This window comes from Nonlabens xylanidelens, from assembly GCF_002934445.1.
In the GTDB taxonomy this organism is placed as follows: domain Bacteria; phylum Bacteroidota; class Bacteroidia; order Flavobacteriales; family Flavobacteriaceae; genus Nonlabens; species Nonlabens xylanidelens.
Genome location: NZ_PTJE01000001.1, coordinates 951,992 through 977,634 on the forward strand (window position 1 = coordinate 951,992; position 25,643 = coordinate 977,634).

Genomic DNA, 25,643 nt, shown 5'->3' on the forward strand with positions numbered 1-25,643 from the left:
CGATTAATTTGATGTGATGATAAGGCTATTTAAAGTTTTATTATCGTTATTATAAAGCGACTACGTCACTTATAATTCTACTAGTTAACTAGTTTTTTAAGGCCAGCAACGGTAGCTTCTTGATCATTAGACTTAAATACATAGCTACCGGCAACTAGAACATCTGCTCCTGCGTCTACCAGTTGTTTTGCATTTTTATCAGTAACGCCACCATCTATTTCTATAAGAGTGTCGGCACCTTTTTCAGTAATTATCTTTTTAAGAGCTTTTACTTTATCATAAGTGTTCTCAATAAAGCTCTGACCACCAAAACCAGGGTTTACACTCATAATACACACCATATCTAGATCTTGTATAACATCTTTTAATAAATCAACACTGGTATGCGGATTTAATGCTACACCAGCTTTCATTCCATGTGATTTAATTAACTGTAGCGTTCTATGTAAATGAGTACATGCTTCATAATGTACTGTAAGAATGTCGCAACCTAAATTTGCAAAAGTCTCTACATATCGATCTGGATCAATGATCATCAAGTGACAATCGATAGTTTTAGTCGCATGCTTTACGATATCTCGCAATACAGGCATGCCAAAGGAGATATTAGGAACAAAAACGCCATCCATAATATCGATATGAAACCAGTCAGCATCACTGCGGTTAATCATTTCTACATCACGTTGTAGGTTAGCAAAATCTGCTGCAAGTACTGATGGTGCAATAAGTTTAGACATCTTGTGTGTTTTAAAGGTTTTGCAAATTTAAGTTTTTTGATTCCGCTTTCGCGAAAGCGGGAGGTAATAATATTTTTTCATTTTCTCACTTCTTTTCTTAAAGTTTCTCTTGTTTTTTTAGACGATTCACACCAATGCTTGTCATACAAAAGTTAATGTTTAGTTAATGTTTTTTTTTAAAATTTAGAGGTAATCCCTTTTTTTTTACATTTGAAATGTAATTACAACAAAATCACTTCCCCCTGAAGATGAGGTAGCCGAAAAGCATCAGTTTAGAGTAGGCGCAAATTAATTTTTATAATAATGAAAAAATTTTTCAAAACATTTCCGCTATTTTTATTACTCTGTTGCTCAGTTTTCACTGGTATACAAAGTTGTTCTACTGCAGATGAGACGGATGATAATGTCACTTTAAATAATCTAGAAGAGGTCAATCTTTTTAAAAGTATGAAAGCCATTCAGAACGAGTTGACTAACAACAATGAATTAATCGATAAAATTAGAAACAATGCTGCCTTAAAATCGTCAGGTAATGATCAACAATTTATCGATCAGGAGAGTTTGGATTATTTATTAGATGTTGCCGGAGTATCAAATTTAGAAATTTCTTTAGAAGAGGTAAATTCACTAATCGGAGAGTCGCTTGCAGCTCAAGATTTAGGGTATGATATTTACATTCAAAACAACATTGCTATGAGTTCACAAGCGAAATTTTATTTAGAAGATATCGTTAATAATGAAACATTTATTGTAGGATTAGAGCAGCAACAATCATTTCTAAACTTGTCAAATGAAGAACAAAATATATTAGTTGGTGTTAACAACTACGCTAAGAATTACATTACTAAATCTAAAGATCCGTTCTTTAATGATGGATTTTGGGTAGGTAGTTCCGTTGGTTCTGCTTTAGGTCTTTCTATTCCCTTTTGTCCACCATGTGGTTTAGTAGGATGGATTGTTGGAGGGATTGTTGGATCTTTAACAAAATAATCATCACGATGTCTATTAAAAATAAATTTTTATTAATTCTGATTTTAGTTCTGCTGCCATTAGTTGGGGTTTCACAATCTGATGAAAAATCTAATTTATTTGATATTTCATTAAGATCAGGGTTTTCTAGTTATGAAGTTGAAAACCTTTCTAAATCAATTGCTGTAAATTATGGAGCTTACATTTTGAAAGAAATTAAATTAAGTGACCAAAACCGGATCAATTTAGGATTAGGAATCAATAATTTCCAATTTGATTATGTTAACAGTAACCAACTAGATGTCAATGTACAAAACTCATTTATAGAACTACCCATTGGTTTTAAGAGATATGTTTTTGATTCTGAGAAAAAAAGAGCATTCGTTACGGAAATCGGTGTTGTTAATAGATTTAAGGTTGATGAGGACATTACTTCATTTCCAGAAATTAACATTGATAAAGATTTTGGTTACAATCTAGCTTATGCAGTAAGTTTAGGTTATCACACTACAATAAATACTAAAATGGACTTTTCCTTGGGGTTAATTTACTCAGGAGATTTATTTGATAGTGGTTATAATAATTCCAATGTGATTGATAATCAAATTAGTATTTATTTTGATTTTAAATTTTTTAATTAAATATTTAAAGTGGTTTTATTTTTTTGGAATACTGTTAACACTAATTTCTTGTGTCCAATCAAATAAAACTTCTAATGACTTGTTTTCTGAAAACTCTGTTTATATAATCTACAGAACTACAAACTCTAAATTCGGAATAATTTCTTCGGATTATAATGTAACCGACGAGTCGTTTACTCATGTTGGGTTATTGTTAATGACAAAGGGTAATTCATTGGTTTATCATGTAATGCCAGATTATAATGATAGTAGTGGACATTTAAGAATTGATAAATTTGAAGAGTTTATAGATGAAAAATCACAAAACTTAACTGAATTTAGGATATTTAAATTAGATGATTTTGATGTAGGTAGAGTACGCTTAGTTTTACAAAATATGGTTGCTAGTGATATACGCTTTGATAAAAAATTTGATTTAAATGATGATAAGTTCTATTGTTCTGAATTTGTTTGTCATGTACTAGGTAATGCAAACGATCAATTTGCGTGTAAAGTTTATAAAAAAGATAATCTAATTGCCATAGATCGAGCCTTTTTAAATAGAGATACATTGTTTTATTACCCTGTAGACGGCTTGTTAATAAATAAAGATCTAAATTTAAAAAAGATAAAATAAAAATATAGATTTATCTAAAAACCTTTTAGCTTCAAAGTTAGAGGGTTTTTTTAGTAAATGAGCTTTCGCGAAAGCGAAAATAAAAAAGATATCATTCTGAGATAATTATTCATTTATAAATTATTAAATTGGTCAACCAATTTTTATGATATCTTTAAAAAGTCCTCTATGATTTCACGATATTCTTTTTTAGCGATTTTAGTTTTTACCTTATTAAATTCTTTTCAATCGCTAGCCACAGACTATACTGTAAACTCAGTAGGTCAGTTCAATGCACTGAACCTTCAACCATGTGATGTCGTTACTTGGACTGACGGGACCTATTCTAATCAAAATATAATCTTTAATGCTTCTGGTACGCTTGGTAGTCCTATTGTTTTAAGGGCTCAAACACCTGGTGGTGTTATTTTTATTGGTAGTTCAGAAATGAATATTTATGGAGATTATTTAATAGTAGATGGCTTTTACTGGAATGGTGGAGTAGGTACTAGAAATCATGTAGAATTTAGACGCGATGGATCAAGCAGTGATTTTGCAAACAATAGCGTTATTAGAAATTGTACGTTTAATAACCTAGCGACCGTAGGAGATGAAAAAAGTCGATGGATTGTACTATATGGGACAAATAATACAGTAGAAAATTGCACGATGATGAATAAGAACACTACAGGTGTTTTTATCCTGGTAGAATTATCTCATCAAAATAGTGGTGTTGCTGGTCATATTATAAGAAATAATTATTTCTATAATGTGCCTCCTAAAGATGGTCGTGCAAACGCAGGAGATTCTGAAGGTATACGTATAGGGTCTAGTGGTAGGCAATTTGTTAATGCCGGTGTGCTGGTAGAGGGAAATTATTTTCAAGATGTAGATGGCGAGTCTGAAATTATATCAAATAAGAGTTTAGGAAATACGTATCGCAATAACACTTTTAGAAGCTGTCGAGGCTCGTTAGTGCTAAGACATGGTGCTGGAGCTCTGGTAGAAGGGAATTATTTTTTAGGTGAAAATAAATCTGGTTCTGGCGGTATTAGAGTTATAGATCAGGATCATATTATCATTAACAATTACATGCAAGGACTTAATAATTCTAGCAGTACGTTTAATGGTGGTATAACTATTATGGGAGGTGATTCAGTTTCTGGAGGAACGAGTAATAGTTATCAATTTGTAACCAACGTGTTGATTGCTTTCAATACTATTTATAACTCTGACGATCCTATTTATTATAATAGTGAAAGAGCGACGACTCCACCGCAGGGGATTATTGCAAACAATTTGATTTACAGTACAAATGGAACTATTGTGTCTGGTTCTGTAGCTGCAATAGGCGGTCAAATGACTTATCAAGGAAATATTTTTGGTGGTTCCAACATCGGAATCACTAATTCTGGAATTACAAATGCAAATGCTAATTTCAGTCCAAGTGGCGAGATTTTTAAACCAAGTACAACTGGTCCAGCAGTAGATGTTTCGTCTGGAACTTTTAATCAAGTCTCTAGAGATATAGAGGGTTTTACAAGACCGTCTACAAATAAAGATGTGGGAGCTCATGAAATAGTAGGAGCAACTGGTATGGCTACAAATCCATCTCCTATAATAGATGCTCAGGTAGGTAATGGTAAAGGATCTTGTTATATAAATGCCATAGGAACTACTGTTACTTCAACATGTTCTCCTATTGTTACTTGTGCACCTGTTTCAGTAACTGGGCTGAGTGTAAATCCTACTACAGCAACTGTTCAAGAATCAGGAACTATTCAAGTGAGTGCAACTGTTACTCCATCAACTGCTGCAAATCAACAAGTGAATTGGTCTTCTAGTGATACCACGACGGCAACTGTAGATGCAAGCGGTATAGTAACTGGTGTGGCAGCAGGAAATGCAACGATCACAGCCACTACGGTAGATGGTGGTTTTACAACAACATCTATGATTACGGTAACAGCACCGTTAATGGCTCCAGATTGTTTGCCAGGAACTAACCTTGCGTTAAATGCAAGTGTAGATAGTTTTACAAATGAGCAAGTTGGTAATGAGGCTATAAATGTAATTGATGGCAACGATAGTAATAGATGGAGTGCGATGACATTTCCACAATCTATGGTTATTGATTTAGGTGAAGGACTCAATGTAAGTGGTATGAATCTAATTCCATTTTCAGGACGCGATTATCAATATATAATTGAAGGTTCTTCAACATCAGCAACTTCTGGGTTTACAACCTTAGTAGATCGTCAGGCAAATACTACTGGTGGTACTTCTATAAATGATACTTTTAACCCTACTGTTGTGCGTTATGTAAAACTAACAGTTACAGGAGCAGCAACATATACAGGTCCATGGGTTTCTATATCTGATCTAGAAATTATTTGTGGTGGTGTTGTATTATCTAACACTGATAACATCTTAGAAGCTCAAATAGGTATTTATCCAAATCCATTTAAAAATCAATTTACTATTGATATACCAAATACTTTTGTAAATGAAGTAAGCTCTATAAAATTAGTCGATCTTCTAGGGAAAGTGGTGTATGAAAGTGACACCATCAATTCTAGTAATCAAATTTCAATTAATAGTTCATTAACTGCTGGAATGTACTTTATACAGCTGACAGGAGATAATAATGAAGTTTTGTTTATTGATAAAGTGATTAAACAATAGTAATAAATAACGATTTATGTAATCAAAAAAAGCCCTGTAACTTAATAGTTATAGGGCTTTTTTTATACCGCTTTCGCGAAAGCGAGATAGCAAATAGTTGCTACATAAAAAAAAACTATTATTTTAGAACTATGAAAAAAACAACTAACCTTCCAATTCTTATATTTTTATTTCTTTTTGTGTACTACATGTTTGTGAGAAAGTATGTAGAGGACTTCAGAATTGAAATGGCTATTTTATTAGTTGCAATAGCTGTTTTTAGTTTCTTGATTTTTAAGAAGGTTAAAAATGGCGAGATTGTAAAAAGTAGAACCTCTTGGATTATTTCTGGAGTGTTTATCTTAGGTAGCCTAGTCTATGGCGGCTACATGATGTTTTATGTATTATAGTCGCTTTACTATAAGCCTTTTTAGGGCTGTATTAGACGCTTTTAGAGCAATGACAAACTATAGATTAAAAATCCCTCTTGAAATTTCAAGAGGGATTTTTAAGTTTTATGAAATGATGTTATATTATAATCCAGCTGCCGTATTTGCTATCTTTTGTAATGCTTTTGATATTTTATCAATTGACTTTTCTGTATCTTTTAAATGGTGACGATTGGTTAGAAAGTCAGTACTGTTGTAACTAATTTTAACCTCGCCTAATTCATTTTCATACACCAGCATTTTTTGTGGTAAATCGAGTGCAGTAGTTGGAGACGAAGCCATTAATGGGCTTCCTAGATTAGGATTGCCAAAAATAATCACTCGCGTAGGTCTTAGTTCTATGTCAGTATTTTGAGCATTTGCTTGATGATCTAACTCTGTAAATATTCTTAAGGCAGGATTATTTTCAATCTTGTTTTTAAGAGTTGTGTAGGTAGCGTCAAAGTCTTGTTTACTTACTGTAGTAATAATTCCTTCATTAAGTGTTGTTTGAGTGTCGTCACTTTCCATGACAGTAGAATTGCTTGCCTTTTTTGTGAGCATAGCAAGAGCATTAGAAATTTTGTCTAAAGTTATTTCTTCAGAAGTTAGACCGTGACGTTGACTCAAAAAGGCGCTGTTGTTGTAGGCCAAGTAAACATCTTTATTACTGTCTTGAAAAACGAGAATACGTTGTGGTAAATCTAAACCAGCTTGTTGATTTTCTAACATCAGTGGACTTCCTAATTTGGGGTTTCCAAATAAAATTAACTTAGCTGGATTCAGTTCAATGTTGGAATTACCAGCGTTAGCGCTATGGTCGACTTCGGCAATTATTTTTATAGCAGGGTTGTTGGATAATGTAGTTTTTAAACTCTGGTAGGTGTCATCAAATGATTGATTGCTCTTCATGTAATTCATTCCGTTTACTTGATGAGAATTAGCGATGACAGGTGTTGTCTTTTTATCTGTAGTATTACAAGAGATAAAGATGATAGGTAAAGCAAGTATTAGGTATATGAACTTCATGTCGTTTTTTTTGCTTAAAACTAAGCTTGTTAACTCAATATAAGGTCTAAAATGATCTTAAAATAAAATCCCTGCAACAATTAAGTTACAGGGATTTTAAATTTATAATAATCTATAAGAATAATACTATCAGACTCTGAAATGAATTCAGAGTGATAGTTTTAATTTATTACTCAGACTTAGAATCATTAGCATCACGACGTGGTCTGTCGTCTTTCTTACGGTCATCACGACGTGGACGACGGTCATTAGAACGACGGTCATCACGCTGGCGTGGTGGACGCTCTACCCAACCTTCTGGTTTAGGCATACATTCTTTACGAGATACTTTTTGCTTTTTAGTACGTGGATCTACACCCATGTATTTTACGTCAAGAACATCTCCTACTTTAAGAACTGTAGATGGGTCTTCAATACGCTTGTAATCAAACTCACTTACATGAAGTAATGTTTCTTTACCTGGCCTTAATTCTACTACTGCACCAAAGTCAAGCATTTTTACAACTTTTACGCTGTAAACCTCACCGACAGTTGGTTCAAAAATGATGTTTCTGATTTTTTCTAGAGCAGCCTCGATCTTAGCACGGTCTGTACCAGCTATCTCGATAACACCCATATCACCATCTTCTTTGATGTTGATTACAGTCTCAGTTTCTTTTTGCATCTCTTGGATAACTTTTCCACCAGGTCCTATTACAGCACCTATGAATTTACCTTCGATCTCTAAAGATTCCATTTTAGGAGCGTGTGACTTCACGTCTGCAGCTGGTACAGCGATAGTGTCAGTAAGTTTTCCTAATATGTGCATACGACCATCTCTAGCCTGCATTAAAGCGTTAGTAAGAATTTCATAAGAAAGACCTTTTACTTTAATATCCATTTGACAAGCAGTGATACCATCTGCTGTACCAGTTACTTTAAAGTCCATATCTCCTAAGTGATCTTCATCACCTAAAATATCGGAAAGAACTGCGTATTTATCACCATCTGTGATTAATCCCATTGCGATACCAGAAACTGGTTTCTTCATAGGTAAACCTGCATCCATCATAGCCATAGTACCAGCACAAACTGTTGCCATAGAAGAAGAACCGTTAGATTCAAGTACTTCAGATACTACTCTTACTGTGTAAGGAAGATCTTCTGGTAACATTCTTTTTAATGCACGTTGTGCTAGGTTACCGTGTCCTATCTCACGTCTAGACGTACCACGTAATGGGCGAGCCTCTCCTGTAGAGAATGGAGGGAAGTTATAGTGTAAGTAGAAACGCTCTTCTCCTTCTTGAGATGCCATGTCTATTACATTTGCATCTCTAGAAGTACCTAGAGTTACTGTTGCCAGTGCTTGAGTTTCTCCACGAGAGAAGATAGCACTACCGTGTGTAGATGGAAGGTAATCTACCTCACACCATATATCACGTATATCTGTAGTCTTACGACCATCTAGACGTACACCTTCGTTAAGTAGTACATCACGTACTGCTTTCTTATGTGTTTTGTTGAAATACTTAGAGATAAGATCTCCATTTTCAGCTTGATCTTCTTCAGAAAAAGTTGCTTTGATCTCTTCTTTGATTTCAGAGAATGCTGCGCTACGTTCGTGCTTTGCACTTCCTTTTTTAGCAACATCATATACTTTTTGGTAAGCAAGTTCTGCTACTTTTGTTTCTATGGTAGCATCTTCTTTTTCACCTTCGTACTCACGTACATCTTTCTTACCTACTTGTTCAGCAAGAGCGATTTGCGCAGCACATTGATCTTTGATAGCTTCATGAGCGGCTTTGATAGCAGCGATCATTTCTTCTTCAGAAATTTCACTCATCTCACCTTCAACCATCATTACAGAGTCAGCACTAGCACCTATCATCATCTCAAGATCTGCTGCTTCTAACTGTGCATAACTTGGGTTGATAACAAACTCACCATCTACACGCGCAACACGTACTTCAGATATAGCACATTCAAAAGGTAAATCAGATAGTTGTATTGCAGCACTTGCAGCAAGACCTGCCATAGCATCTGGCATTACTTCTGGGTCATGAGACATTAATTGAATCATTACCTGTACTTCTGCATGGTAATCTTTAGGGAATAATGGACGTAATACACGGTCTACAAGACGCATAGTAAGTACTTCTCCATCGTTAGGACGTGCCTCACGCTTAAAGAATCCACCTGGATATTTACCGGCAGCGGCAAATTTCTCACGGTAATCTACAGTAAGTGGTAAGAAGTCTAGTCCAGTTGATTTGTAGCTGGATACTACAGTTCCTAGAAGCATTGCTTTTCCACATGTGATCACAACAGATCCATGTGCTTGTTTTGCAAGCGCTCCAGTTTCGATAGTGATGTCAGGCCCGTTGGCCATTTTAATCACTTGTTTAAAAACTTGTGGTTTCATAATTATAGTTAAACATTAATCTCAAGTTGTGTGGTAGAGAAGGCGTTTACTTTGTGAGAAACCAGCTTTGATTTGCAGTGCAGTCCTTACACTGTTAAGACGCATCGCATGCATCTTGAACTGCGATTTGTATTTTTGTTACGCTTTCGCGAAAGCGTAAGTAGAATCTAACTTCTACGTTTAAAAACCGCAATGTATGCGGTAAGAAATTTCTACGCATGCGATGCGCAGAAAACAAAAAAGGGGACGCAAGGTCCCCAATTTATTATTTTCTAATACCTAAGTCTTTAATCAACTCACGGTAAGCAACGATGTCTTTTCTCATCTTGTAATCAAGAAGTGAACGACGCTTTCCTACTAGTTTTACTAGACTACGCTCTGTGTTGTAGTCATGACGGTTTTTCTTAAGGTGTCCCGTTAAATAGTTAATACGGTAAGTGAATAACGCGATTTGCGCGTCTGTGTTACCTGTGTCGTTTGCGTCTTTTCCGTACTTTGCGAAAATTTCTGCTTTTTTTTCTGGTGCTAAATACATGCCAAAATTATTTTATAATGAATATTATGTATGTCAGTCTATCTGACGGTGCCGCGAGATTCATTCTCTTAGCGTTTGCAAAAATACGATTAATTAATAATATGCGATCATTTATATCTTTATTTTCTAACTAACTATAGGTAAGATTCAAAAAAAACAACGTTAAATTAATGATAGCTGTCATAAAACCGTGATCTCTTTACCTTAATATTGTAGTTATAAACCCTTTCTTTTGAATACAAATAATTCCAATTGCCTTATCATTTTTACTCGCAATCCTGAAATAGGAAAGGGTAAACGACGTCTTGCCGCTACCGTAGGAGATCAAGTTGCATTTGATATCTATAAATTTTTACTAGCTCACACCAGAGAAATTACAGGAAACCTTAACGCTACTAAACAGGTGTGGTATAGTGAGCGTGTTCATGAAAACGATGCTTGGGATAATAAGGTGTATGATAAATATGTGCAGGATGGTGAAGATCTAGGCGTGCGTATGGAAAATGCTTTTCAAGAAGCATTTAAAAATCATGACCATGTTATTATCATTGGGTCTGATATGCATGATATGAGTCAGGCAGATTTAGATCATGCTTTTAAACAATTAAAAACTAACGATGCTGTAATAGGCCCTGCCGAAGATGGAGGTTATTACCTTCTAGGGTTTACTAAAAAACTAATCGATGGCGTTTTTGAAGATAAAGAATGGGGAGCTGAAACGGTATTAGAAAAAACTCTTAATAATCTAAAAAACGTAAATTATGCTATGCTGGAAGAGCGTAATGATGTAGATTATTATGAAGATATAAAAGACATTCCAGCATTTCAACCTTTTTTAAAAAACATATGATGCTTAGTAAAAAACAACTCACACAGTCTATAGAATATTTACAATCTCAAGGTTTTGAAGCTCCTGAGGTAGGAATCGTTCTTGGGACTGGTCTAGGTAAACTAGTGGATAGTATAGAAAATCAAAAAGTCGCACACTATAATCAAATACCTTCTTTTCCACTGGCAACAGTAGAATTTCATTCTGGTAAATTGATTTATGGAGATTTAGGTGGTAAAAAAGTGGTGGTCATGCAAGGTCGTTTTCATTTGTATGAAGGTTATGATTTTATTGATATCACGTACCCAGTAAGAGTAATGCATGGTTTGGGAATTAAAAACTTATTAGTTTCTAACGCTGCAGGTGCGGTGAATCTAGATATGAAAAAAGGTGATTTAATGCTTATCGATGACCATATCAATTTACAAGGTGGTAGTCCGCTTGCGTTTAAAGGTGTAAGTGAATTTGGTGAGCGATTCACAGATATGAGTGCTCCTTATGATAAGGAGATGAATGATAAATTAAAATCGCTTGCAACATCTCAAAATATCTCTCTTAAAGAAGGTGTTTATGCTAGTGTAGTAGGACCGCAACTAGAAACTAGAGCAGAGTATAGAATGCTTAAAATATTAGGTGCAGACGCCGTAGGTATGAGTACGGTGCCAGAAATCATTGTGGCAAATCATTTAAACTTGCCAGTAAGTGCTATATCTGTACTGACTGACGAGTGTGATCCTGATAATCTTGAACCAGTAGACATTGCAGATATTATCGCAATAGCCGGTACAGCAGAGCCTAAAATGGTTGCTTTATTTAAAGGGCTGATTGAATTGATCTAATTTATATAATTGTACACTGTTATATTGATGTGATATTATCCTATTACTTTTACAATGAATTAAAAAGCGGAATCTTGTTTTCCGCTTTTTTGTTCTTTAAAATTAAGATAGAATTGTTGTGCTTGAAGCAACACTAAGTTTGATATCATGAAGTACATAACTATAGTATTATTAGTCCTATTAACAGCATCTTGTGTAGGTGGTGGTGATCTTTATTACGATACTTTGGAAAAAGGTCAAGAAATACCGTCTGAAAATGGACAGTTAGATCATAGTAAATGGGATGCTATTCTTAAAGAGTATGTAAATAGCGAGGGATTTGTGGATTATGTAGGTCTTAAAGAAGAACAGGCAGAATTAAAAGAATATTTAAGTTACTTAAATGAAAACGTTCCTCAAAAATCATGGAGTATTAATGAGCAATTTGCCTATTACATCAATTTGTATAATGCAAATACAGTAGACCTTATTCTTATGAATGACCTGCCTGCTAGTATTAAAGATATAGATGGACCTTTGGGTCAGGTGTGGTTAAAGAAATTTGCTCAAGTTGGAGATAAAGAATATTCTCTCGCAGCAATAGAAAAAAATGTGCTTCAAAAAATGGGAGACGCTCGCATTCATTTTGCTATTAATTGCGCTAGCTTTTCATGTCCTAAATTACAGAATACTGCGTTTACAGCAGCAAATGTGGACGCACTTATGGATAAAAGCGCAAAAGAATTTGTAAATTCAGAAAAGAATGATCTTAGCGATCCTCAAAATCCTAAATTGAGTTCTATTTTTGATTTTTACCCAGAAGATTTTACCCAAAACGGTATGACACTCGCACAATTTATTAATCAATATGCTGACTCACAGATAGCAGAAAAAGATTCTTATTCTTATAAGGATTATGACTGGTCATTGAATAGTCAGAAATAAAAACCGAACCTAGCTTGCTTACGTACATGTGACCATATGATCAGTATTATTATTCCGGTTCTTAATGAAGAATCTTCAATTATAAAATTATTAGACTACCTCTGTGGCTATGCAAATAATGCTAGCTTATTAGAAGTTATCATTGTAGATGGTGGTAGTGATGATGAGACTGTAAAGTTAGTAAATGATTTTGCTTGTGCTCATCAGGATATGTCCGTACGATTAATTAATTCGCAAAAAGGACGTGGTAAGCAATTACATAATGGCTCAAAAGTAGCCACAGGAGAAATTCTCTATTTTCTGCATGCAGATTCTTATCCGCCTAAGGATTATGATTTGTTAATTATAAATGCGGTTAAAAATCAGCACGCTGCTGGTTGTTTCAGGATGAAGTTTAAAAGCTCACATCCTTGGTTAATCATCATAGGATGGTTTACAAGATTCTCATGGAAAGCAAGTCGTGGTGGAGATCAATCTCAATACATTACGCGAGAATTGTATGATAAAATAGGTGGCTATAAAACAAATATTCCTATTTATGAAGATTATGATCTTATTACAAGATTATATGAAATAGATCAATACTATGTAATCCCCAAATGGTTAAAAACTAGTGCAAGACGCTATCATGAAAAAGGCGTGATTAAGCTTCAGTGGTTTTATTTAACCATCTATTGGAGAAAATATCGAGGTGCAACTATTGACGAGTTGTATGAGTATTATTTGAGTAAATGTGATTGATATTATTACTCTGCAGTTAACTCGGTAAACATCGCTTCTAGATTTTTATTCTTTTTATTAAGGGATAGAATTTTTAATCCATTATCATGAGCAAAATCAAAGACCGTGCTGCGCATGTCTTCTTTAGTCTCAAATTTAAGGCTGTAGTTAAAACCCTGTAGTTGTTTTACCTCTCGTACTCTATTTATTTGATTGAGTAATTCTGGCTCTACGCGGTAATCAAATTCTACCTCGATAACTTGAACAGTATCACTATTAAGATTTTTAAGATAATCGTCTGCGACTATTTTGCCTTTATTAATAATAATCACGCGATCACACATCGCTTCTACCTCTTGCATGATATGCGTGGAGAGAAGAATGGTAGTGTTTTCACCTACTTTTTTAATTAATTGACGTATTTCTACCAATTGATTAGGGTCTAGACCTGTTGTTGGTTCGTCTAGAATTAAAACTTTAGGACAGTGCAGTAACGCATTGGCTAGTCCCACACGTTGTTTGTAACCCTTAGAAAGTTCGTTTATTTTTTTACCTACATGAGACGTTAGTCCAGTTTCTTCAATAACCTCGTTGATTCTTTTTTTAGAATCAGTGATGTTATAAACTCCTGCACTAAAAGAAAGATATTCCTTTACGTACATATCTGGATATAAAGGATTGTTCTCTGGTAAATAGCCTATCGATTTCTGTACCTCACGTTGTTCTTCTACAACATCATGTCCGTTTACAATCGCATTTCCTTCATTTGCATTAAGGTAGGTAGTGAGAATGCGCATCATGGTAGATTTTCCAGCACCATTAGGGCCTAAAAAACCAACTATTTCACCACTATTAATGGTAAAACTAACTTCATCGAGAGCTTTTTGCTGCCCGTAATATTTAGATACTTTACTTACTTCTATAGACATAAGGTAAAGATAAGAAATGTAACGCTTAGAAGATTGTTTTTTATCTCGCTTTCGCGAAAGCGAGAACATTACAATTACCCTACTATAACGATAGAGTAGTAAATATTCCTTAAAAGTTCTTGAAAACTAATGGATTTATAAAAATCTATTTTACATTAGCTGCTTATTATGATGACAAATATTTATTTCTGGTATGGATTTTACTTCTATTTTATAGAGGGAAAGGCTGTATTGTAATAATTAAACAATTTATATAACAACAAAGCCTTGATCTAATCAAGGCTTTTTTTTTACTCAAAAATGAAAGTAGCTATTCAAGGTATTAAAGGTTCTTATCACCATCAGGTGGCTGTCGAGCTATGTGGTGATGTGGATTTATTAGAATGTGATTCATTTGACCAACTAGTAATAGCTGTTTCAAACGGTCAGGTGGATAAAGGAATTATGGCTATAGGTAATTCTATTGCCGGTAGCATATTACCCAATTACAGTTTGATTAGAGAACAAAAACTACATATAACAGGAGAGTATTATTTAAATATAGAGCACCAGTTAATGGCGCTGCCAGGTCAGGATATTACAGATATAATAGAGGTGCAATCTCATCCTATGGCTTTGTTGCAATGCAAGCCATATTTTAGAAACCACGAACAAATTAAACTGGTAGAAACAGATGACACAGCGGCTGCCGCTTTTAGAATTGCGCAAAGTAATAAACGTGGTATTGCGGCAATAGCGTCTGCACACGCGGCACAATTGTATGGATTAGAAATTATATCAGGAGATATTCAAGAAGTAAAGAAAAACGCAACCAGATTTGTGGTCGTAGAGAAATCAAATGGCTTTGTAAAAGAAGTGAATAAAGCGACTATTAATTTTACTACCGGACACCAGCCAGGTAGTCTGGGAGAAATTTTAATCACTTTAGGTAAACTAGATATTAATGTTTCAAAAATTCAATCCATACCTATTGTAGAAAAGCCGTTCTTATTTTCATTTGTCGCAGATCTTGAATTTAAACGAATGGGTCAGTTTGAAGAAGCAAAATTAGAACTAGGTATTCTAGTAGAATCACTAGTTATTTTAGGAATATATAAATCACACTCGCTATGATACAACCAGCAAAGAGACTCGATAGCGTCCAAGAATATTATTTTGCGACAAAGTTGCGCGAGGTAAGAGGTTTTATAAATGAAGGTAAACCTGTTATAAATGCAGGTATAGGTAGTCCAGACTTATTACCGCCACCTAATGTGGTGCCGGCTCTTATAGAAGCGGTTCAAGATGCTAGAGCACATGGTTACCAGAGCTATTTAGGATTGCCAGAATTAAGAAATGCCATGGCTGGCTTTTATAAAAAGCAATATCAAGTAATAGTAAATCCAGAGTCAGAAGTAGTTCCTTTAATGGGAAGTAAAGAAGGTATTTTGCATATTTCTATGGCTTTTTTAAATCCAGGAGATGAGGTTTTAATTCCAGATCCTGGTTATCCTACTTATGCAAGTGCGACTAGATTATGTGAGGCGACTGCTGTAACTTATAATTTAACAGCATCTCAAAACTGGATGCCAGATTTTGAAGCGTTAGAAAAACTCGATCTTTCTAGAGTAAAGATCATGTGGACTAACTACCCTCATATGCCTACAGGCGCTGCTGGGTCGTTAACTGTTTTTAAAAAATTAGTAGCATTTGCAAGAAAGCATAACATTCTAATAGTTAATGATAATCCATACAGCTGTATAGGTTATGATAATAAAATAAGTATCCATCAAATAGATGGTGCTATGGATGTTGCTCTAGAATTAAATTCTATTAGTAAAACTTATAACATGCCTGGGTGGAGAGTAGGTATGCTTACTGGTGCTGCTGCATTACTTAAAGAGGTTCTTAAAGTAAAGACTAACATGGATAGCGGTATGTTTTATGGTGTGCAAAAAGGAGCAATTGCTGCTTTGCAAACAGATAATAGCTGGTTAAATACTCAAAATGAAATCTATAAAAAACGTAGAGCTGCAACTATAAAACTTGCAACAAGTTTAAGCTTACAACCGCAGGAACAAGATGGCGGTTTATTCTTATGGTGTAAACTACCAGATGGGCAGTCAGATGATAAAGCATTTGTAGACCATTTATTACATAATAATGATATCTTCATCGCTCCAGGAAGTATTTTTGGTAAAAACGGAAAAGGCTATGTGCGTTTTTCTCTTTGTGTAGAAGAAAAGCAAGTAGAAGAAATGATATTAAGAGTGGCTAATAATGTAGAGGTATGAAAAATATATTTCTAATAGGGACAGGACTAATAGGTGGCTCAATCCTTAAAGACTTGCGCAACCATTATCCAGAGTCGACATTATATGGTATTGATAAAAATCCAGAACATGCTTTAAAGGCAAAAAGCAATAAAATTATCGATCACGTTGCACAGATAGAAGATGTTAAAGATGCACAGTTAGTCATCGTTTCTATACCAGTAGATGTGGCACTAAAAGTTTTACCTCAAGTACTCGACCTAGTAAATGAAGAAGCATTAGTTATAGATGTAGGATCTACTAAAGAGGCTATTTGTAAATCGGTAGAAGAGCATAAGAATAGAAGACAGTTTCTAGCCGCACATCCTATAGCAGGTACTGAGTTTTCTGGACCAGATGCAGCTATTCATGATTTGTTTAAGAACAAAACAATGATAGTTTGTGAGGTAGAAAAAACAGCTTTTAAATTGCAAGAAAGCGCAATAGCACTTTTTGAGAAATTAAAAATGAGAGTGCGTTACATGACGCCGGCGGCACATGATAAACATATCGCTTATGTCTCTCATTTATCGCATATATCTAGCTTTATGTTAGGGAAAACAGTGATACAAGAAGAGGTGAATGAGCGTGATATCTTTGATCTTGCAGGTAGTGGTTTTGAAAGCACAGTACGATTAGCAAAAAGTTCTCCGGCCATGTGGACACCTATCTTTGCACAAAATAAGGAACACGTTCTAGCTAGTCTAGATGGATATATTGAGAATTTATCTCGCTTTCGCGAAAGCGTAAAAAACAACGATCATAACGCCATATTTAAAGATATGGAACAAACAAATAGAATAAAAACGATACTGAAAGGAATAGAAAATGGAAAATAAAAAAGAATTTAGGAGTTGGTTAGATGCTCACAAATTAGAGCATCCGATAGTAATCGCTGGGCCATGCAGCGCAGAGACAGAAGAACAAGTACTTAAAATTGCACACCAGTTAAAAGACACTGATGTGACTTACTTGCGTGCTGGTATATGGAAACCTAGAACACGTCCAGGTAACTTTGAAGGTGTAGGTGCGATAGGTCTTAAATGGTTGCAAAAAGCCAAAGCAGAAACAGGACTTTTAACCGCAACTGAGGTAGCAAACCGTGCTCACGTAGAACTAGCACTAGAACATGATATAGATTTATTATGGATAGGAGCAAGGTCTACTGTAAGTCCTTTTATAGTTCAAGAAATAGCAGATGCTCTTGAGGGAACGGATAAAGTGGTACTGGTTAAGAATCCAGTAAATCCAGATCTAGCACTATGGATAGGTGCTGTAGAGCGCTTTCATACGGCAAATATTAAAAACCTAGGTGTTATCCATAGAGGTTTTTCTACCTATGATAAGTCAAAGTACCGTAATAATCCAGAATGGCAAATAGCTGTCGATTTCCAGACACGCTATCCAGATATACCTTTAATATGTGACCCATCACACATTACTGGTAAAAGAGATATGATACTAGAAGTATCGCAAACGGCACTAGATTTAAACTTTGACGGTTTAATGATAGAGACGCATTACGATCCAGATAATGCATGGAGTGATGCAGCACAGCAGGTAACGCCAGATTCTCTTATCCAAATATTCAAGGATTTACGCATAAGAAAAGAGCAAGATGATGAAGTAGGTTACCAGTCTAAGTTAGGTGTTCTTAGAGCCCAAATCGATATTATAGATAATTCTATTATTGAGACATTAGGTAAAAGAATGAAAACTGCCGATGCTATAGGGGAACTTAAAAAAGAGCGTAACGTTGCTGTTTTACAATCTAAAAGATGGAATGAGATTTTAGGTAAAATGATTCTCGCTGGAGAAGAGCAAGGTTTAAGTGAAGAGTTTATACTGCGTGTTTTTAAAGCAGTGCACCAAGAATCTATTGTGCATCAAGAAAAGGTGATTAATAATTAAATTACTACATTCATAAGGGCAGATTAATTTCTGTCCTTTTTGATTTTTAGAAAAATCTCTTTAGCTTTAAAAAGCGTAATTTTGTGATATGCAGAAAATACAACTTAATTAATGACTGGAATTGTTTATAGGTCAACAGGTAGCTGGTACGAAGTAAAAGGTGAGGATAACGCATTTTACTCTTGTAGGATTAAAGGAAAATTCCGTTTAAAAGGGATTAAAAGTACTAATCCTGTTGCTGTAGGTGATAAAGTACAGTTTGAGATTGAGAAAAAAGGAGATGAAGAAATAGGAATTATTAATGTGATAGAAGAGAGAGATAATTATATCGTACGCAAGGCGGTAAATCTTTCTAAACAAACTCATATTATAGCTTCAAATGTAGATCAGCTTTTTTTATTGGTTACCTTAAATAATCCGCCCACATTTACTTCTTTTATAGATCGTGTCCTTGTCACTGCCGAAGCTTATCACATACCAGTAGTTATCGCTTTTAATAAAGTAGATACTTATAATGATGACCAGGGTGAAGTAATGATAGATCCAGAAACTGGAGAAGAATTACTTACCATGACAGAGCTGGATGAAGTACGGTATTTAATGAGTCTTTATAAATCTATAGGTTATGAATGTATAGCTATAAGTGCCGCTAGCGGTAAAAATATAGATATAATAAAGGAAAAGATGAAGGATAAGACCAGCATGTTTGCAGGTCATAGTGGAGCAGGAAAAAGTACACTAGCAAATGCTGTACAACCAGGATTACAGATAAAAACAAAACAAATTTCAGAACAGCACAAACAAGGTCAGCATACCACCACATTTGCACAAATGTTTGATTTGGATTTTGGCGCACGTCTTATAGACACGCCAGGTATAAAAGGTTTTGGAGTAGTAGATATGGAAAAGGAAGAAATAGGAGATTACTTCCCAGAAATTCAAGAGTTAAAACAAGACTGTAAATTCCATAATTGCATGCACATAGAAGAGCCTAAATGTGCAATAAAAGAAGCAGTAGAAAACGGCGAGATGGTATTAAGTCGCTATGAGAGCTATGTGCAAATAGTAAATGGAGACGAAGAAAATTACCGTCAGGATAAACACCAGGCGCAACCATGAGAGTAGTAATACAAAGAGTTACTAGTGCAAGCGTTACCATAGAAGATAAAATACATGGAGAGATAGGTGACGGACTCCTTGTTTTATTAGGAATTACAGATGGAGATGCGCAAGAAGATATAGACTGGTTAGTTAATAAGATAACTGGTATGAGAATCTTCTCAGATGCAGATGGTAAGATGAATCATAGTGTAAAAGATACCGATGGTGATGTATTATTGATATCCCAATTCACCTTATTTGCAAATGTAAAAAAAGGCAATCGACCTAGTTACATAGAGGCTGCAAGACCAGATGTAGCAATACCTTTATATGAGGCTTTTATAGATTCGCTTTCGCGAAAGCTGAACAAAAATATAGCCACAGGAAAATTCGGAGCTGATATGAAAGTTCAATTGATTAACGACGGTCCGGTAACTATTACTGTAGATAGTAAGAGCAGGTAATTTAAGATTACTAATTAACTTCTCTCTTTTATTATGGTAGTTACCCATAAATTTATTTTCTTTGAGATGTTATGAAAAAACTATTACTACTATTTGTTTTTTGCTTGTCTATTTCTCACACTCTTAAGGCACAAGACATAGAATACCAATCTTCTCAAAATATACCAGCAGAGCTTTTAAAAAATGCTAATGCTGTTATTAGAAAAAACAACATTTCCATTGTTATTAAAGATTTTGATGATGTTGAAGTGACGACGGATAGAGTGGTTACAGTTTTAAATAAAAAAGGATTGTCAGATATCAATGCGGCAGAATCTTATGATGAAGATACTAAGGTAGATGAGATAGAGGCTACAATTTATGATGCTGTAGGTAATAAAGTTGTTAGAATTAAAGAAAAGGACTTTAAGGATGTAAGTGCAGTTTCTAACGGGACTTTATATAGTGATAATCGAGTAAAGTATTTAGACTATACACCTCGCGACTACCCATTTACGATTCATTTTACTTCTACCGTAGAATATAGTACTACGGCTTTTCTACCTAGTTGGGTGCCGTTAGAATATTTTTATGTGAGTACGCAATCTTCAAATTATCAAGTGATCAATAATTCAGGGATTGAGGTGAAGTTCAAAGAATCTCATCTAGATGATTATGCTATAACTAAGAACGGTAATTTAAATTATACAGCGACTAACTTAACCGCACTTGTACCACAGGCCTACAGTCCAGGGTTCGATACTTATGGGCCAATTGTGAAAATTGCGATGAAAGAGTTTAATATGAAAGGTGTAGCAGGTGTAAATAATGACTGGAAAGATTTTGGTAAATGGATGAATGATGAATTATTGTCTGATGTTGGAGAATTACCTAAAGAGGTTATTGATGAGGTGAAAACACTTACTAAAGACGCTAAAAGTCAAAGAGAAAAAGCAAAAATAGTATATGAATTCATGCAAGAAAGGTCTCGTTATATAAGTGTACAAGTAGGCATAGGTGGCTGGAAACCTATAGATGCAATGAGCGTGCATAATGTAGCTTATGGAGATTGTAAAGGACTGTCTAATTATACCAAAGCTTTATTGAATGAAGTAGGGATAGAGTCTCATCACGCAATTATTTATGGAGATAGTAATATACGTAGTGTGGATAAAAGCTTTTCTTCTACACAGGGAAATCACATGATTTTATATGTACCACAACTTGATGATGAAAAGAACATCTGGTTAGAGTGCACGAGTAAAACAAATCCTTTTGGTTATATAGCAGGATGGACAGACGATAGAGATGCCTTAGTCGTAAGTGATGCAGGTGGAGAGATTCTTCATACTACGGTTTATGAAACAAAAGGTAATTTACAAAAAAGTAAAGCTCAAGTAAAACTTAAAGCAGACGGTAGTTTAACTGCTACCATAAAACAAGAAGTTAATGGTTATCAATATTTCTTTAAAGATAAATTAGACAATTACTCTAATAAAGAAGTAATCTCTTATTACAATAATTACTGGAATCATCTAAATGGGATTTCAATTATTGATCATAAATTTATAAATAATAAAGATGCTGTTGTTTACTCAGAAGAATTGGAATTGAATGTTAATAAATATAGTTCTAAAGCTGGTGATTTAATACTATTTCAGCCAGTTGTTTTTAATCGTAATACTAATGTCCCTAAAAAAGTTCAGGATCGAAAACTGGGTTTTGAAATTGACAGAGGTTATATAGATAAAGATCATTACATTATTGAAATACCAATGGAGTATCAAATAGATGTACTTCCGAAAATAATAGATATTGAGAATAAGTTCGGAAAATATTCCTTAAAAGTAGAACTTACTAAGGATGGAATTGTGCAAGTTAAAAGGGAATTAAAGATGAATAAAGGGAAGTTTTCTGCTGCTGATTATGAAGCTTATCGTTCTTTTAGAAAGAAAATATCAAAAGCAGATCAATCAAAAGGGGTTATTAAAATAAAGAAATGAAAAAAATTTTAGCAATTGGCATAATTATATTGATGTCATTACAATTAAATGGACAAGATTTAAGATATGGAAAAGTAGGCAATGTAGATTTTACTTTAAAAGCAAAAGATGTCGAAGAGGTGCCAGATGCTATAGTGATTTTAAAAAAAGAGCATGTTGATTTTGATATAAATAAAGAGGTTGGTTTACTTCAAAGAAGAACTATTCATGAAAGAATAAAAATTAACACAGAAGCAGGATTAGAATATGCTACTAGGAAAGTACTGCTATATATGGATGACGGAAGAGTGTCAGAAAAAATAAAATCCTTAAAAGCGGTAACTTACAACTTAATTGATGGAGAATTAAATAAAAAAAAATTAAAAAAATCTGCCGTATTTAAAGAGGTTATAAATGATCAATTGAGAATAGAGTCTTTTACAATGCCAGATGTAAAAATAGGCTCGGTAATTGAATTTACTTATGTGGTGGTGTCACCATATGTTGTAATTGATGATGTTATTCTTCAATATGGTGTTCCTATACTTAATATAGATGTGAAAATGGTATGGTTAGAACTTTATCAATATAAAATGCACTTTAATCCTAGGGCTACTTACGTTCCTATATTTGATTTTGAAGATAGTGAGAAAAATTTCAGTATGATCTCAAGGCCAAATTCAATTTACAGTTCTAATGGCACATATAAGAGTGTTGACTTAGATAGATACAAGCTAGATAGTAAGATTATATCACTTAAAGATTCGAACATTCCAGCATTGAATATCGAACCTATGGCGGGAAATATGAATAATTATAGATCGAAGGTTATTGTTGAGTTGACGGGAAAAAAAATAGCAGATTATGATTATAAACAATATTCTACTACTTGGGAAGACGTTTCTAATAATATTTTAAATAATGATAAATTTGGAGATCAGATTGATCCATCGCGTTTCTTTAAAAAGGATCTAGAATCTTTAATTAAAGACCTAAAGACAGATAAAGAGAAAATTAAAGCTATTTTACAGTTTGTAAAAGAAAAAGTGAAATGGGATGGTGGTTATGGTAAATATGCAGATAACGGAGTGAAAAAAGCGTTTAAGGTTGGTTCAGGGAATGTAGCGGACATTAATTTATTATTGATAGCTATGCTTAGAGAAGCAAAATTAAATACATTTCCAGTTCTTGTGAGTACAAAAAATAATGGTATCCCTTTTTATCCTACTATAGATGGTTTTAACTATGTCATTGCTAGTGTTATAGTTGGTGGGGAAACTTATTTATTAGATGCTACTGAGAAACATACTGGTTTAAATATGTTGCCGCTAAGAGTTATGAACTGGCAAGGGAGATTGATAGAAAAAGAAGGACAGTCGGAATGGATAGATTTGTTTCCAAGTAAAAATTCAAAAGAATTTATTTTAATTGACGGAGAATTCAATAAAGATGGTGAAGTTGATATTTCTGTTAAGAAAAGGCTTACGGATTATAGAGCTTTGAACATTCGTGATAAATATGCAAATTCAAATATGTCGGCAATGCAAACTCTTTTGGAGTCTGGTGATTCTGGTATCGATATTTCGAATATAGCAACTGAAAATATGGATATGGAAGATGTCCCTCTTTCCATTTATTATGATGGAATTGTAAGTAATGCTATTGAGGAAATTGGGGAGAAACTTTTTATTACACCATTATTACATGAGGCAAATAGAGAGAATCCTTTTAAGTTAAAACACCGTAAATTCCCATTAGATCTAGGGTATCCATTGTCTACTAAGGTAATAGTGAATTTAAAAATTCCAGAAGGATATGTAGTGGAGTCCATACCTGAAAGTGTTAAACTTAGTTATGAAGATGGTTTAGGATCATACACTTATAAAGTCAATGAAATAAATGCTATGATAAGTACGGTAGTTGATTTAAAATTAGATACTTACTTAATAGAGCCAGAAGATTATGAGACTTTTAAAAGCTTTTTTGAAGCCATAGTAGCTAAGGATGCAGAAAAAATAGTCCTCAAAAAAATATAATATGAGTATTAAGAAATCACAAGAGCAGGTTGATCAGTGGATCAAGCAGCATGGAGTACGTTACTTTAATGAACTTACTAATATGGCACAACTTACAGAAGAGGTAGGTGAAGTGGCGCGTATTATAGCAAGAAGATATGGGGAGCAAAGCGAGAAAGAAAGTGATAAGAATAAAGATCTAGGAGAAGAACTGGCAGATGTGATGTTTGTGGTTCTATGTCTTGCAAATCAGACAGGAACAGATCTAGAGGCATCTTTTAATAAAAAATTACAGATTAAGACAGAGCGCGATCACGATAGACACCATAACAATGAAAAACTAAAATCTTAATACATGGATTTAAGATTGCATAAAGTAGAAAAGCCTAGAGGGCATGTGGCATTAACTATTTCAGGATCAAAAAGTGAAAGTAATCGCTGGTTGATATTGCAAGCGCTTTATAAAAATTTAGACATTGATAATTTATCTGACAGTGATGATAGTGATCATTTAAGTCATGTTTTAAAAAGTGAAGAAAGCATTCTTGATATAGGACATGCAGGTACTGCGATGAGATTTGGGACAGCTTTCTTTGCTTCTCAAGAAGGTAGAGAAATTACTTTGACTGGTAGTGATCGCATGAAGCAACGTCCTATAGGTATACTAGTAGATGCACTTAACTCTTTAGGAGCAGAGGTGTCATATCTTGAAAAAGAAGGGTTTCCACCCTTAAAAATTAAGGGGAAAAAGATTCAGGGTGGTAAACTGTCGGTAGACGGTAGTGTGTCCAGTCAGTTTCTTACAGCCTTACTGTTAATAGCACCCAGTTTTGAGAGTGGACTTCAGCTAGAAATTTATGGAGACCTAACCTCGCGACCTTATCTAGAAATGACAGTAGATATTTTGAAACAACTTGGTGTAAATGTTAATTTCTCATCAGGTAATAAGGTTGTAGAATCAGCAAGTAGTACCCAAAAGGTTAATGAACTTATTGAGGTAAAGCCATTACATAATAATGCTATTACTAACGCGCTAGTAGAAAGCGACTGGAGTAGTGCCGGCTACTGGTACAGTTGGGTAGCGATGCAAGAAGTAGGGTATGAAATGAGTCTTTCTTTTTACCAAGATAACTCGTTGCAAGGAGATAGTGAGTTGGTTCAAATATATAAACCACTAGGTGTGGAAACTGTTTTTGTTGAAAATGGAATTCGTCTAGTAAAAATAGATCAACAACTGCCAGATATGGTCATGTTGGACCTAACTAATGAACCAGATCAGGCTCAAACGATATTTGCTACTTGTTTAGGACTAGGTGTAGATGCGCAATTAACAGGTTTACATACTCTTAAAATTAAAGAGACAGATCGAATAGAGGCAATGAAAACTGTTGGGGCACGCTTTCGCGAAAGCGAGATAACAACAACTAACGACTCTATAAAATTACATTTTAAAACCTCATCTAGTTTTAATCCAGAGGTAACTGTGGACACTTACCAAGATCATAGAATGGCAATGGCATTTGCGCCGTTGTGCATGAAAACAGAGCTCGTTATTAACGAGGCGATGGTAGTAACAAAAAGTTATAAAAACTTTTATAATGACCTTAATAAGGTAAATGTAAGGATTACAGAAATTTAAGCGCTTATTTACTTGACAAGG

At 34.4% G+C, this 25,643-nt stretch carries 24 protein-coding genes; 19 read left to right on the forward strand and 5 right to left on the reverse strand.

Going from position 1 to position 25,643, the window contains the following annotated elements:
* Nucleotides 1-80: 80 nt before the first annotated feature.
* The gene (rpe, locus tag LY01_RS04290; RefSeq protein WP_104514552.1) at nt 81-737 is read right to left on the reverse strand and encodes a ribulose-phosphate 3-epimerase; all 657 of its coding nucleotides are present in this window, start codon (nt 735-737) and stop codon (nt 81-83) included.
* 303 nt (nt 738-1,040) lie between these two features.
* Between rpe and LY01_RS04295 the strand changes: the two genes are divergently transcribed.
* The 5 genes from LY01_RS04295 to LY01_RS04315 all read left to right on the forward strand — a co-directional run bounded on the left by LY01_RS04295 (nt 1,041) and on the right by LY01_RS04315 (nt 6,016).
* Nucleotides 1,041-1,727, forward strand: a complete 687-nt coding sequence (locus LY01_RS04295; RefSeq protein WP_104514553.1) for a hypothetical protein — start codon at nt 1,041-1,043, stop codon at nt 1,725-1,727.
* An 8-nt stretch (nt 1,728-1,735) separates the two neighbouring features.
* Nucleotides 1,736-2,347 (forward strand): hypothetical protein, encoded by a 612-nt coding sequence (locus tag LY01_RS04300; protein WP_104514554.1) that lies wholly within the window; start codon nt 1,736-1,738, stop codon nt 2,345-2,347.
* 79 nt (nt 2,348-2,426) lie between these two features.
* Nucleotides 2,427-2,963 (forward strand): YiiX/YebB-like N1pC/P60 family cysteine hydrolase, encoded by a 537-nt coding sequence (locus LY01_RS04305; RefSeq protein ID WP_170034503.1) that lies wholly within the window; start codon nt 2,427-2,429, stop codon nt 2,961-2,963.
* A gap of 168 nt (nt 2,964-3,131) precedes the next feature.
* Nucleotides 3,132-5,627 carry a chondroitinase-B domain-containing protein gene (locus tag LY01_RS04310; RefSeq protein WP_104514556.1) on the forward strand — a complete coding sequence of 832 codons (2,496 nt, stop codon included), beginning with the start codon at nt 3,132-3,134 and terminating at the stop codon, nt 5,625-5,627.
* A gap of 131 nt (nt 5,628-5,758) precedes the next feature.
* Entirely contained in the window at nt 5,759-6,016 is a 258-nt protein-coding gene (locus LY01_RS04315; protein ID WP_105023089.1) for a hypothetical protein, read from the forward strand.
* A gap of 123 nt (nt 6,017-6,139) precedes the next feature.
* Here the strand turns inward: LY01_RS04315 and LY01_RS04320 are convergent, their stop codons facing one another.
* The 3 genes from LY01_RS04320 to rpsO all read right to left on the reverse strand — a co-directional run bounded on the left by LY01_RS04320 (nt 6,140) and on the right by rpsO (nt 9,999).
* Complete coding sequence (locus LY01_RS04320) at nt 6,140-7,063, reverse strand: DUF302 domain-containing protein (protein ID WP_104514558.1); 924 nt, start codon at nt 7,061-7,063, stop codon at nt 6,140-6,142.
* Nucleotides 7,064-7,232: 169 nt separating this feature from the next.
* On the reverse strand, nt 7,233-9,464 hold the full coding sequence (locus LY01_RS04325) for a polyribonucleotide nucleotidyltransferase (protein ID WP_104514559.1): 2,232 nt from the start codon (nt 9,462-9,464) through the stop codon (nt 7,233-7,235).
* A gap of 265 nt (nt 9,465-9,729) precedes the next feature.
* A complete protein-coding gene (rpsO, locus tag LY01_RS04330; protein ID WP_104514560.1) occupies nt 9,730-9,999 on the reverse strand; it encodes a 30S ribosomal protein S15 in 270 nt (89 codons plus the stop codon).
* Nucleotides 10,000-10,231: 232 nt separating this feature from the next.
* On the opposite strand from rpsO, the gene LY01_RS04335 reads away from it, so the two are divergent.
* The 4 genes from LY01_RS04335 to LY01_RS04350 all read left to right on the forward strand — a co-directional run bounded on the left by LY01_RS04335 (nt 10,232) and on the right by LY01_RS04350 (nt 13,332).
* On the forward strand, nt 10,232-10,849 hold the full coding sequence (locus tag LY01_RS04335; protein ID WP_104514561.1) for a TIGR04282 family arsenosugar biosynthesis glycosyltransferase: 618 nt from the start codon (nt 10,232-10,234) through the stop codon (nt 10,847-10,849).
* Entirely contained in the window at nt 10,846-11,667 is an 822-nt protein-coding gene (locus LY01_RS04340) for a purine-nucleoside phosphorylase (protein WP_104514562.1), read from the forward strand. The genes LY01_RS04335 and LY01_RS04340 overlap by 4 nt, the downstream gene beginning before the upstream one ends.
* Nucleotides 11,668-11,814: 147 nt before the next feature.
* Nucleotides 11,815-12,591 carry a DUF547 domain-containing protein gene (locus tag LY01_RS04345; protein ID WP_104514563.1) on the forward strand — a complete coding sequence of 259 codons (777 nt, stop codon included), beginning with the start codon at nt 11,815-11,817 and terminating at the stop codon, nt 12,589-12,591.
* A 36-nt stretch (nt 12,592-12,627) separates the two neighbouring features.
* On the forward strand, nt 12,628-13,332 hold the full coding sequence (locus LY01_RS04350; RefSeq protein WP_104514564.1) for a TIGR04283 family arsenosugar biosynthesis glycosyltransferase: 705 nt from the start codon (nt 12,628-12,630) through the stop codon (nt 13,330-13,332).
* A 5-nt stretch (nt 13,333-13,337) separates the two neighbouring features.
* Here LY01_RS04350 and gldA read toward each other — a convergent pair whose 3' ends face one another.
* Nucleotides 13,338-14,240, reverse strand: coding sequence for a gliding motility-associated ABC transporter ATP-binding subunit GldA (gene gldA, locus LY01_RS04355; RefSeq protein ID WP_104514565.1), 903 nt, complete (start codon nt 14,238-14,240; stop codon nt 13,338-13,340).
* Nucleotides 14,241-14,540: 300 nt separating this feature from the next.
* Between gldA and LY01_RS04360 the strand changes: the two genes are divergently transcribed.
* The 10 genes from LY01_RS04360 (at nt 14,541) to LY01_RS04405 (ending at nt 25,622) form a co-directional block, all read left to right on the forward strand.
* Nucleotides 14,541-15,353: a prephenate dehydratase gene (locus tag LY01_RS04360; RefSeq protein ID WP_104514566.1), complete on the forward strand. Its 813-nt coding sequence runs from the start codon at nt 14,541-14,543 to the stop codon at nt 15,351-15,353.
* Entirely contained in the window at nt 15,350-16,513 is a 1,164-nt protein-coding gene (locus LY01_RS04365; protein WP_104514567.1) for a pyridoxal phosphate-dependent aminotransferase, read from the forward strand. Before LY01_RS04360 ends, LY01_RS04365 begins: the two co-directional genes overlap by 4 nt.
* Entirely contained in the window at nt 16,510-17,370 is an 861-nt protein-coding gene (locus LY01_RS04370) for a prephenate dehydrogenase (protein ID WP_104514568.1), read from the forward strand. Before LY01_RS04365 ends, LY01_RS04370 begins: the two co-directional genes overlap by 4 nt.
* Nucleotides 17,360-18,442 (forward strand): bifunctional 3-deoxy-7-phosphoheptulonate synthase/chorismate mutase type II, encoded by a 1,083-nt coding sequence (locus LY01_RS04375; RefSeq protein ID WP_104514569.1) that lies wholly within the window; start codon nt 17,360-17,362, stop codon nt 18,440-18,442. The genes LY01_RS04370 and LY01_RS04375 overlap by 11 nt, the downstream gene beginning before the upstream one ends.
* Nucleotides 18,443-18,553: 111 nt before the next feature.
* On the forward strand, nt 18,554-19,561 hold the full coding sequence (rsgA, locus tag LY01_RS04380) for a ribosome small subunit-dependent GTPase A (RefSeq protein ID WP_104514570.1): 1,008 nt from the start codon (nt 18,554-18,556) through the stop codon (nt 19,559-19,561).
* Entirely contained in the window at nt 19,558-20,007 is a 450-nt protein-coding gene (gene dtd / locus LY01_RS04385; protein WP_104514571.1) for a D-aminoacyl-tRNA deacylase, read from the forward strand. Before rsgA ends, dtd begins: the two co-directional genes overlap by 4 nt.
* 71 nt (nt 20,008-20,078) lie before the next feature.
* The gene (locus LY01_RS04390; protein ID WP_104514572.1) at nt 20,079-21,989 is read left to right on the forward strand and encodes a DUF3857 domain-containing protein; all 1,911 of its coding nucleotides are present in this window, start codon (nt 20,079-20,081) and stop codon (nt 21,987-21,989) included.
* Complete coding sequence (locus tag LY01_RS04395) at nt 21,986-24,004, forward strand: DUF3857 domain-containing protein (protein ID WP_104514573.1); 2,019 nt, start codon at nt 21,986-21,988, stop codon at nt 24,002-24,004. The genes LY01_RS04390 and LY01_RS04395 overlap by 4 nt, the downstream gene beginning before the upstream one ends.
* 1 nt (nt 24,005) lies before the next feature.
* Nucleotides 24,006-24,335, forward strand: coding sequence for a nucleotide pyrophosphohydrolase (locus LY01_RS04400; RefSeq protein WP_104514574.1), 330 nt, complete (start codon nt 24,006-24,008; stop codon nt 24,333-24,335).
* A gap of 3 nt (nt 24,336-24,338) precedes the next feature.
* On the forward strand, nt 24,339-25,622 hold the full coding sequence (locus LY01_RS04405; RefSeq protein WP_104514575.1) for a 3-phosphoshikimate 1-carboxyvinyltransferase: 1,284 nt from the start codon (nt 24,339-24,341) through the stop codon (nt 25,620-25,622).
* Nucleotides 25,623-25,643 lie beyond the last annotated feature (21 nt).

Coding starts and splice junctions, on each gene's coding strand:
- rsgA (WP_104514570.1), top strand. CDS start 18,554: ATGACTGGAATTGTTTATAGGTCAACAGGTAGCTGGTACGAAGTAAAA.
- LY01_RS04395 (WP_104514573.1), top strand. CDS start 21,986: ATGAAAAAAATTTTAGCAATTGGCATAATTATATTGATGTCATTACAA.
- LY01_RS04360 (WP_104514566.1), top strand. CDS start 14,541: ATGAAAGTAGCTATTCAAGGTATTAAAGGTTCTTATCACCATCAGGTG.
- LY01_RS04370 (WP_104514568.1), top strand. CDS start 16,510: ATGAAAAATATATTTCTAATAGGGACAGGACTAATAGGTGGCTCAATC.
- LY01_RS04300 (WP_104514554.1), top strand. CDS start 1,736: ATGTCTATTAAAAATAAATTTTTATTAATTCTGATTTTAGTTCTGCTG.
- LY01_RS04325 (WP_104514559.1), bottom strand. CDS start 9,464: ATGAAACCACAAGTTTTTAAACAAGTGATTAAAATGGCCAACGGGCCT.
- LY01_RS04390 (WP_104514572.1), top strand. CDS start 20,079: ATGAAAAAACTATTACTACTATTTGTTTTTTGCTTGTCTATTTCTCAC.
- LY01_RS04350 (WP_104514564.1), top strand. CDS start 12,628: ATGATCAGTATTATTATTCCGGTTCTTAATGAAGAATCTTCAATTATA.
- LY01_RS04315 (WP_105023089.1), top strand. CDS start 5,759: ATGAAAAAAACAACTAACCTTCCAATTCTTATATTTTTATTTCTTTTT.
- gldA (WP_104514565.1), bottom strand. CDS start 14,240: ATGTCTATAGAAGTAAGTAAAGTATCTAAATATTACGGGCAGCAAAAA.
- LY01_RS04375 (WP_104514569.1), top strand. CDS start 17,360: ATGGAAAATAAAAAAGAATTTAGGAGTTGGTTAGATGCTCACAAATTA.
- LY01_RS04365 (WP_104514567.1), top strand. CDS start 15,350: ATGATACAACCAGCAAAGAGACTCGATAGCGTCCAAGAATATTATTTT.
- LY01_RS04310 (WP_104514556.1), top strand. CDS start 3,132: ATGATTTCACGATATTCTTTTTTAGCGATTTTAGTTTTTACCTTATTA.
- LY01_RS04320 (WP_104514558.1), bottom strand. CDS start 7,063: ATGAAGTTCATATACCTAATACTTGCTTTACCTATCATCTTTATCTCT.
- LY01_RS04340 (WP_104514562.1), top strand. CDS start 10,846: ATGATGCTTAGTAAAAAACAACTCACACAGTCTATAGAATATTTACAA.
- dtd (WP_104514571.1), top strand. CDS start 19,558: ATGAGAGTAGTAATACAAAGAGTTACTAGTGCAAGCGTTACCATAGAA.
- rpe (WP_104514552.1), bottom strand. CDS start 737: ATGTCTAAACTTATTGCACCATCAGTACTTGCAGCAGATTTTGCTAAC.
- LY01_RS04400 (WP_104514574.1), top strand. CDS start 24,006: ATGAGTATTAAGAAATCACAAGAGCAGGTTGATCAGTGGATCAAGCAG.
- rpsO (WP_104514560.1), bottom strand. CDS start 9,999: ATGTATTTAGCACCAGAAAAAAAAGCAGAAATTTTCGCAAAGTACGGA.
- LY01_RS04295 (WP_104514553.1), top strand. CDS start 1,041: ATGAAAAAATTTTTCAAAACATTTCCGCTATTTTTATTACTCTGTTGC.
- LY01_RS04345 (WP_104514563.1), top strand. CDS start 11,815: ATGAAGTACATAACTATAGTATTATTAGTCCTATTAACAGCATCTTGT.
- LY01_RS04405 (WP_104514575.1), top strand. CDS start 24,339: ATGGATTTAAGATTGCATAAAGTAGAAAAGCCTAGAGGGCATGTGGCA.